The organism is Brucella thiophenivorans (assembly GCF_002252445.1).
GTDB classification, from domain to species: domain Bacteria; phylum Pseudomonadota; class Alphaproteobacteria; order Rhizobiales; family Rhizobiaceae; genus Brucella; species Brucella thiophenivorans.
In genome coordinates, this window is sequence record NZ_NNRJ01000014.1 from 159,702 (window position 1) to 168,659 (window position 8,958).

The window sequence follows — 8,958 nt, forward strand, 5'->3', positions numbered from 1 at the left end:
AGTCTATGCCGATAGATGACGCACCAAAACAGGGGAGATTTTCATGCGTTCCAAATTTCAGGCCATTCTTCTGGCATTGCTGGCCGCAACAGCCATCACCACGCATGCACAAGCCAAGGATGTCACGGTTGCTGTAACCGCAATTGTTGAGCATCCAGCTCTTGATGCAGCCCGTGACGGCGTCAAGGATGCGCTGGCAGAAGCTGGCTTCAAGGAAGGCGAAAATCTGACATTCGTCTATCAGTCCGCTCAGGGAAATCCGGCAACCGCAGCCCAAATCGCACGCCAGTTTGTTGGCGATGGTCCTGATGTCATCGTTCCCATCTCAACGCCTTCAGCACAGGCAGTGGTTTCTGCAACGCGCGATATTCCGATCGTCTTCACCGCCGTTTCCGATCCGGTCGGCGCGCAGCTTGTAAAAGACATGGCAAAGCCCGGCGGCAATGTAACCGGCCTTTCCGACATGTCGCCAGTGGTCGAGCATATCAAGCTGATCAAGGAAGTGATGCCGAACATCAAGAAGCTCGGCTATCTTTACAATTCCGGTGAAACCAATTCGGTCTCGCTTCTCGCAGCCTTGAAAGAAGCAGCTGCGGCTGAAAACATCGAAATCGTTGAATCGGCTGCAACCAAGTCGGCAGAAGTTCAGGGTGCTGCGCGTGCACTCGTTGGCCGCGCGGATGCCATGTATGTGCCAACCGACAACACCATCGTTTCAGCCCTTGAAAGCGCTGTCGGTGTTGCTGAAGAAAGCAAGCTGCCACTCTTCACCGCAGATACAGATTCGGTAAAACGCGGTGCACTGGCTGCTCTCGGCTTTAACTATTACGACGTTGGCAAGCAGACCGGCGCAAAGGTTGTAGCCATCCTCAAGGGCGAAAAGCCAGCTGATATTCCTGTCGAAATCGCCAAAGGCACCGACCTTGTCATCAATCTTAGCGCTGCCAAGAAAATGGGCGTCGAATTCCCGCAGGCTGTTATCGACCGCGCCACCAGCAAGGTCGAATAATCGCGATCCATAATGTATATGCTAAGGGCGGGATGAACTCCCGCCCTTTTCTTTGGCTTTGTCGCAAAGGACAATTGTTCACCATTCGCGATGCTGACAGATTTCGCAGCATAATTGCACTCAGAGATAAGGCAAATTCTAGCCGACCAAATTTTTCCAACAGAGCGACGGTAACCAGCATTCTGCGAAAAATATATTTCTGCGACAGATCTTACTAATTTTTTATATTATATAAATATTAGTATTACCGATATGTCGCAATGCAATATCATCGGTGCGAGAGCTGGAACAGATAGCATTAGTTTCTAATCCCACATAGCGTTATCTGATTTTGCCACGCTTGCTGGTTTATCGCACGTATTTGGCCCAATGAGGGAAACAAGAACGATTACATACATTGCTAGTGGTAATTCTAAAATTATATTTATATCAGATTTGACAATAACTAATGATAAATACCAATTTAATGTTGGTTCATACCGCATACGGCGAAGTAGTTCGCGCACTCCGCAGGTTCGAACAGTTTTATGACTTTGCGCCTACGGCATCCCATAGAGCTTCAATTGAGCGTTCAGCTTTCACCCTCAGTTGGGCTTTGAGCTGCGAAAATGCCGTTTTCATCGGAATGAAATCGGGACTATAGCGCGGCAGATACCGCAGTTGAGCACCTGCCGCTTTGATCGCTTCCTTAGATTTTTGATCGCGTGTTTCGATCTGATTGAATCAGATCGATGGAAGCACGAAATGCATCAGTGTTCATCGCGCCCTCAAGCACCATAGGTGCTAGCATAACTGAAAGGCGAAGCGCGCCGGTGAATGTGGTTGTCTTCCAGTGTCCATGTGGAAGGCCAGCGTGACATCTTTAACCGCGCTGAGACTGTCCACGCAGTCTCGTCATTTTCGTGTCCAGGCCGTTCGACCGGTAATTGATTCACTGGATCGGCGGATTGCTGTCGTCGCCGATATACGAAACCCAATACACCGGCACTGCGGACCGGGGATCCGTTGCTTGCAGCCTTCAAAGCGAGTGACCGAAGGTCATTACTTAACGCTCGCCCAATCAATCGTCTCAATCGCTGAAAACTTTGAATCAGACAGAACCACTATTGTCGCTTCACAATCAATTCAACGTTCTAAAGATATGCTCTGGTAGTGATGAACTAGAAATCAACACCAAATCTGTCTACGTCGAGAGAACGATAGGGATATTTGCTTCTCTCAAAAGGGTCGACAAAGGCGAGGCTGGCATCTCATTGGTTATAACTGCGGTAATGTCGTGAACTGAACCAAGCCTGACCATCGCACGTTTGCCAAATTTTGAGCTGTCCACTGCGAGCAGCTTGTGTGCGGCCTGCCGCAACGCAGCTGAAACAACGGCTACTTCCGTATGATCGTCGTCACACAGATCGCCGTCATTATCTACGCCGCTGACGGAAATTATCGCATAGTCGAACTTGAAGCGTCGGATGAATTCCGGCGTATCTTCCTGAAACATTCCGCCATCGATTGGTCGAACAAAACCACCCGGAACCGCTAAGGTGAAGTCTGTCTTTTCACTGATAATGGCTGCTGATCGAAGGCTGTATGTAACGACGTGCAGGCGCTCTCTGCTTATAAGGGCATTGGCAATAGCTTCGCATGTGGTGCCAGTATCAAGAAAAATGGTGGCGTTATCGGGAATGAGCGTAACCACAGCCTCAGCAATGCGTGCTTTCTCGGCTGCCCGGTCATGTCTGCGTTGACGATAGGTGACGGGATCAAGTGGAGCGAGTTGGGATACGCCGCCATGTAATCTTCTGACTTTACCCTTATGCTCCAGATCGGCGATGTCGCGTCGGGCTGTTTGAGTCGTCACGTGGAAACGTTCCGCGATTTCCTCAAGCGAAACATAATGGCTGTTCTCAATCCACTGAAGCAGCAGTTGCTGCCGGATTTCCTTTTTCTTGCCACCGGAAATGGAAAGTTCGCTCATGTTTGCCGTCGCATCCTTATGCGCTTGGTTGCTCAGATCCATTTCTCATTCCCGGGTTGAAATAGGCAAGGAAATTGTGGGCTTAGGCCACAAGAAGTACCGGAAGCCCTAGCAAATAAAAATGTAATATTAATGACATCTACTGTTCAAAAGATGCCGTAGGCGAGTCTTGGATAATCAACATTGAGCAAAATGTAATAAAAGTGACATTGAACTCTGTCATTTCCGCATCAGGTGAAGTTGGACAATCACTCTGGCTGTCACAATGATGAAATGGATGCATTTTCCAAGATAAGGACCGAGGGATGTTACTGGGGACAACCAAACGCAACCGAAAACTTCTGGCTTTAACTGCGCAGCTTTTATGTGGTGTTGCAGGCGCAGGAATTGCCGCCACTCCGGCAGGCGCGGCCGAGAGCTACGATATTCGCGTGATGACGCTCAATATCTGGAATAAGTTCAAACAGAACCCGGAATTAACAGCGGATTTTATGAAAGCCGCGAATTTCGATGTCCTCGGTATGCAGGAGATCAATGGTAGTACCTATGTCACGCGGATACCCGATTTCCTCCAAACCGCTGGCCGTGGCTCTTATGGAAACGTACAGATCGGTGATGTGGGTATTATTTCGCGTCTGCCAGGTACGTTTGGAACGCTTAATCTCGGCGGATCGACACAGGGGCGTTTTGTCAGCTACACCCAGCTGGATGCTCAGGGCTCCCGCCCGAAGACATTGATTGGTACCGTTCATTTGGACTACGCAGACGGTTCTACTGGTCGTCTGAGCGAAGCCAAAGCGCTCAATACCTGGGCGAAAGGGTCGACCCAGCCCATTATCGTCATGGGTGATTTCAATGCGGGCGACGTTTCTGAACGTGGTCTTCATCACATTGATGCGCAGATCCGACTGATGCAGCAGTCAGATGGAAACAACTTTTACCGCGATCTTACACGCCAATATATTCTCAATGCTAATCAACCAACAATGCGTGCCGTCATTCAGGAAGCATATGCCGGACAGAACATCGACAACTTGACATGGAAGCAATGGGGTGACGCTCTTTCAGCCGCGTACAAGGCTGGTAAGGATGTGGGTCTTGCAGAAGAAACCTATGCGGTTGACAACAACTTGCCGGTTACCATGAATGTGCTCAAAAAGCAGTATATGCTGCTTCAGACTGATGCTGTCCGCGAAGGCTTTAAGCCACACGATCTCAACGACGGTAGCACCACATGGCCATCGGCAGGCGAAGACGCAACCAATACCTGGGCGAGCTGGGACCGTGCAAAGATCGATCACTTCCTCGTCTCGCGGCCATTTGGGAAATGGTATGAGATTGTGGATGACCCTGCCGATCCATACACCGGAGTAATCAAAGACGTAAAAGTTACCCGGCCGGGCCGCCAGCCAGAAGCAATCTCCGATCATGAACCTGTTGCGCATGATTTCCGCTGGGTCGGGCCTCAGCTGGACACCTATTCAGAAAACCAAGTCCAGAAAACGCGTCTTGTTTGGGGTACCAATGCTTACGGTTTTGCCGACAAGAATAAAGAATTTGTTCTAACGCGAAACAATCACCGTACCGACCTCTATCTCGGTCAGATTTCGGATGCCAATGGCAAGCCAGTTTTAAATAATTTGACGCTTGAAGAAAAAAAGACGCTGCTCAACTGCGATAGCACGGATGCGCGTTTCGAGCAGGCCATCGAAGATTATTGCATCGATGATCACTCCTTCATTGGCGAAACAGCAGTCACTGACGGCGGAACGATCCTCGTCAGCGAAGATGCCGCGTTGGGAAATGCCAATGCTCGTCTGCGATTAATAGGTGGTGGTTTACGTATTACTGGCAGCGATATGAAAACGCTGGATCGCACCGTGTCACTTGAGGGACTTGGATGGATCGACATCGCTAATGCGAATAGCCGCGTCACGTTGCTGCAGCAAGCCACCGGCGAAGGCGCTTTGCTCAAGCGTGGAGCTGGCACGCTCATTCTGGGGCAATCAAACAACTATACGGGCGGAACCTTAGTTGAAGGCGGAGTGCTTCAAGCCGGTGCGGATGGCGCATTCGTCAACAACACGGCCTTTGCGGTGAACGGTGGCAAGCTTGATCTCAATAATTTCAATGTGAGCATGTCGTCGCTGATGGGTGAAGGCGGTATATTGAGCCTTGGTTCGGCTGATTTGACTATAAACCAGTCCGCCAATACGCGTTTTGATGGCAATATTGATGGTACTGGCAGCCTGACGAAGTCCGGAACGGGTATTCTGGTTCTGAACGGTTCAAACAACTATACAGGTGGGACAACTGTAAAAGAAGGTGGCCTGGTTATTGGGGACGCCTCCCATTCTGGTGCCTTCCTTGGCGGCGTGGTCAGCGTCGAAAATGGGGCTCATCTTGGTGGTGCAGGATTTATCGGCGGACTTTATGCCGGTGCTGGCAGCATCATCGCACCCGGCAATTCCATCGGAACACTTAAGGTAGCAGGCGATCTTACCTTTGATGCAGCGGCCACTTATGTCGCTGAAATCGACGCTTCCGGCAAAAGTGACCGTATTGATGTCAGCGGAACCGCAACGCTGGGTGGCGCAAAGGTCTATATTGAAAAAGCAGCAGGCACCTATATGCCGGGCAAACGCTATACCCTTCTGAGTGCGGAAGGCGGCATCACGGGGTCGTTTGGAGATCTAAGCCAGAACATGCCATTTGTGGACCTTGGCTTGGCCTATGATGCCAACAATGTTTACCTTGATCTGGCTCGAAACGACGTCGACTTTGTTTCCACCGCAAAGACCGGCAATCAAAGGTCTGTTGCACTTGCGGTCGAAGCTCTTGGGGCCGGTAACGCGGTTTACGACACCGTCGTCATGCAGGATAGCGAAGACAATGTACGTCGTGCTTTCAATGCCCTGTCTGGCGAAATTCATGCTTCGACGAAAACTGCGATCATCAATGACAGCTCCATCGTTCGAGATGCCGTTATGGACCGCATTGGCGCGGCGTTTGTTGGTGCGGGGCAGAGTGCGGCATCATCGTCGGTAGCAACGGATAAAGCGTCAGCGCAGGTTTCTGTAGCGCGCGCAGCAATCTGGGGACAGGCGCTTGGCCAATGGAGTGAAACCCGGGCTGATGGAAGTGTTGGTAAGCTGAAGCAATCGACGGGCGGCTTTGTTGCGGGTTATGATGCGGAAGTCGTCGAAAATTGGAGACTGGGCGCACTCGCAGGATACAGCCGTACCAGTTTCGATGTGAATGCTCGTAGTTCATCTGGCCACAGCGATAACTATCATCTTGGAATCTATGGCGGTACTCAATGGGATGCAACGCTGCTCAAAGCAGGGCTGGCTTATAGCTGGCACAAAATCGAAACCGATCATTTTGTCGCCTTTCCGGGCTTTTCAGAAAACCTTGATGCAAATTACAGCGCAAATAGCTTCCAGGCCTTTGGTGAACTCTCACATCGTTTCGATCTGAACGAAACAGTCATTGAGCCATTTGCGAATGTTGCTGTGGTGCGACTGCAAACCGACCGGTTTAATGAGAATGGTGGCAATGCCGCGCTTCAGATCGGAAAAGAAACGACGACGACCACTTTCACCACGCTTGGTCTTCGCGCTTCCGCTCCCGTCGTATTTGGTAGCATGAATGCGAAGCTCAACGGCACTGTCGGTTGGCAGCACGCCTATGGCGACACTATACCGACCACAGCCGCTGCATTTGACGATGGAATGGTCTTTGAAGTCGCTGGCGCGCCAATTTCTAAAGACACCGCGATTATCAAGGCTGGGTTTGACATAAATCTCGGCAACCAGACCACGTTAGGTCTCGAATATTCAGGTCAGTATGGTTCGAATTTTAATCAAAACTCGGGTAAAGCCAAGCTTAGCGTAAAGTTTTAGACCTTATTGAATAAGTTTATGACCGGTGAGATATTAATTTTCTCACCGGTCATATTGTTGAATTCAACTCAGCACATGGTTCGGCTATGTACGGGAGCGGTAAGAACATTTAGGAAATATATCCAAAAACCTTGGCAAAATTGATTGGTAATTTTCTACTCTTGACCCAAGCGTGACTGACCTGAGCATCCTCGCCTTGCACATCGAACAAAGTGATAATATCCGATCAAATTATCTTCTATTGAATCGAACAGGTGCAGTAATGATCTTATTTGCACCTGGAGGCGGTGCGGGAACGGGCGAGGCACGCTGCACAAGAGACAGCACTTCATTGTCCAGTTCGAACCAGCCTGAAGACTTTGCAAGGGATGCAGACAAAACCTTACCCGTATCGTCAATCTGAAAGCGGACATAAACCACGCCTTCCTCGCGACGTGATCTTGCGCCTGAAGGATATTTCTTTCGGCGTTCGAGATGCGCCATTAAACGCGACTGCCAGCGGGCTGGCGTTATTGTGGAGGCAAACAGCCCCGATGCAGATTGCCGTGCCGCGTTGCGGTTTGACTGTTTAACCTGCGCTTGCGCTTGTACCGCTTGCTTTGAGGATGCCTGCTGCTGAGGCTTCTTGACCAGCTTTTCTTTCTGAACAATCTCTTTCTTTCGCTGTGGTGGCTTCGGTTTTGCGGATGGAAGCGGAACCTCCACTTTATCGAGCTGTGTCAGTTCCTCTTCCAGTTCTTCCTGTTCCACAAGCTGGGGCTCGTCTTGAACCGCTTCCTGCTCAGGCTCATCAACAGGTTCCTCAATCTTTTCAACGGGCGCACTTGCATCCGCAGTTATCTCATCAGCCGAAACTTCGTTTTCTTCCGTCATGGCCGCTTCCGGCATGTCCGCAAGTTCGATCATGATGGCAGCAGGGGGCGCGTTATCGGCAGCAAGCATTTCGGGCTGACGCAAAAGCCACATCGCAGTGCCGACATGCACCGATAACACAATCAGGCTTGCCCCAGCCCAAAGTACAAATTCGGTTGACCAGCCAATTGTCCGTCCATGATCCGAAGCACCATTCATGATGCATCTACAACGAAAGGCAACGACGCATGATCGCCTTTGCGTCGAAGCTCTGATAACATCTGTCCATGATTGATGAGATTGCGCAGATCGCAATCGAGACAGGCAAGCCGTCCGTCACTGGTTTCAATGCTCAGATCGGCAATAGTGAAATCGTCAAAGGCTGCAACAAAGGAACGCATTGCTGCTTGCAACAACATACCAAAAGCAGAATTCCCGCCAGCTTCCTTCGATGCCTGCGCGTGAACACCAAAGCCCGGCTGAACCAATCGCAACACTGTGCCGACATTGATTGTATAAGCCGGTTGCGCCAGACGAATACCACCGCCGCGTCCACGTGTGCCAACCAGAAAGCCATGATGGATCAAATCTGTCACGATCTGCGCAGCATGATCTTTCGTGGTGCCGGTTGCCTCTGCTGCTTCACGCGTCGTAACAGCATCGCCATTGGCTGCTCTCGCGCATAAAACGAGAACCTCAATAGAAAGCTCGGCCTGTCTGGTAAATCGCATTACAACAATCTTTATTCTGTATCGGATGTCATTCTACGATCCTGAGGCCCCATAAAAAGCAGCACAACCGCACAGAAAAGCACATTAATCACCAGTTCCAACGCAAGCAGGTGCGGCTCAAAAGCAAGTCCCACAAGGCAGATCAGAACGATCAATGAAAGCAGGGCGCAGCGGAATACCACAGGCACAGCATTTGTAGCCCGCCATGCTTGGATTATGCGGCGCATACTTCTGGTCGTTTGAAACCACCGCAATGTTTTGGGAGACAGCTGCACAAAACAAAGTGTGGCGCAAAAGGCAAACAGAGCTGAAGGCATCAAAGACAGTTGCAGGCCAATCAATGCCGCTAATACCAGCAAAAGCCCCAGCGCCAGATAGCCGGCCCGTTGTCCCTCGTCGGGATAAGCTGATAGCGATACACTTCTCGCCGCTATGGTGAAGTCAGAGACATCCATGGAAAATCTCGCGAACAAGCCCATGAACGCGACG

The 8,958-nt window shown here is 50.5% G+C and carries 6 protein-coding genes and 2 pseudogenes; 2 read left to right on the top strand and 6 right to left on the bottom strand.

Annotation, left to right across the window (positions count from 1 at the left end; all coding sequences use genetic code 11):
• Positions 1–43: 43 nt before the first annotated feature.
• Positions 44–1,009 carry an ABC transporter substrate-binding protein gene (locus CEV31_RS04935; RefSeq protein WP_094505794.1) on the top strand — a complete coding sequence of 322 codons (966 nt, stop codon included), beginning with the start codon at positions 44–46 and terminating at the stop codon, positions 1,007–1,009.
• A 463-nt stretch (positions 1,010–1,472) separates the two neighbouring features.
• Here CEV31_RS04935 and CEV31_RS21535 read toward each other — a convergent pair.
• The 3 genes and pseudogenes from CEV31_RS21535 to CEV31_RS04940 form a co-directional block, all read right to left on the bottom strand.
• Positions 1,473–1,693 (bottom strand): annotated as a pseudogene (locus CEV31_RS21535) (IS630 family transposase); the annotation flags it as partial.
• A gap of 57 nt (positions 1,694–1,750) precedes the next feature.
• Positions 1,751–1,922: pseudogene (locus tag CEV31_RS21540) on the bottom strand (IS630 family transposase); the annotation flags it as partial.
• Between the two features lie 270 nt (positions 1,923–2,192).
• On the bottom strand, positions 2,193–3,023 hold the full coding sequence (locus tag CEV31_RS04940; RefSeq protein WP_094505795.1) for a DeoR/GlpR family DNA-binding transcription regulator: 831 nt from the start codon (positions 3,021–3,023) through the stop codon (positions 2,193–2,195).
• 263 nt (positions 3,024–3,286) lie between these two features.
• On the opposite strand from CEV31_RS04940, the gene CEV31_RS04945 reads away from it, so the two are divergent.
• On the top strand, positions 3,287–6,886 hold the full coding sequence (locus tag CEV31_RS04945; RefSeq protein WP_094505796.1) for an autotransporter domain-containing protein: 3,600 nt from the start codon (positions 3,287–3,289) through the stop codon (positions 6,884–6,886).
• 231 nt (positions 6,887–7,117) lie between these two features.
• Here CEV31_RS04945 and CEV31_RS04950 read toward each other — a convergent pair whose 3' ends face one another.
• The 3 genes from CEV31_RS04950 to CEV31_RS04960 form a co-directional block, all read right to left on the bottom strand.
• Complete coding sequence (locus tag CEV31_RS04950) at positions 7,118–7,957, bottom strand: TonB family protein (RefSeq protein WP_094505797.1); 840 nt, start codon at positions 7,955–7,957, stop codon at positions 7,118–7,120.
• Positions 7,954–8,469 carry an Rrf2 family transcriptional regulator gene (locus CEV31_RS04955; RefSeq protein WP_094505798.1) on the bottom strand — a complete coding sequence of 172 codons (516 nt, stop codon included), beginning with the start codon at positions 8,467–8,469 and terminating at the stop codon, positions 7,954–7,956. The genes CEV31_RS04950 and CEV31_RS04955 overlap by 4 nt, the downstream gene beginning before the upstream one ends.
• Positions 8,470–8,480: 11 nt before the next feature.
• Positions 8,481–8,958: DUF454 family protein (locus tag CEV31_RS04960; RefSeq protein WP_328587683.1), on the bottom strand; the 478-nt coding region annotated here is incomplete at its 5' end.

Bases quoted from the DNA above. Each gene is read 5' to 3' on its own strand.
- CEV31_RS04935 (WP_094505794.1), top strand. From the start codon at position 44: ATGCGTTCCAAATTTCAGGCCATTCTTCTGGCATTGCTGGCCGCAACA.
- CEV31_RS04940 (WP_094505795.1), bottom strand. From the start codon at position 3,023: ATGGATCTGAGCAACCAAGCGCATAAGGATGCGACGGCAAACATGAGC.
- CEV31_RS04945 (WP_094505796.1), top strand. From the start codon at position 3,287: ATGTTACTGGGGACAACCAAACGCAACCGAAAACTTCTGGCTTTAACT.
- CEV31_RS04950 (WP_094505797.1), bottom strand. From the start codon at position 7,957: ATGAATGGTGCTTCGGATCATGGACGGACAATTGGCTGGTCAACCGAA.
- CEV31_RS04955 (WP_094505798.1), bottom strand. From the start codon at position 8,469: ATGCGATTTACCAGACAGGCCGAGCTTTCTATTGAGGTTCTCGTTTTA.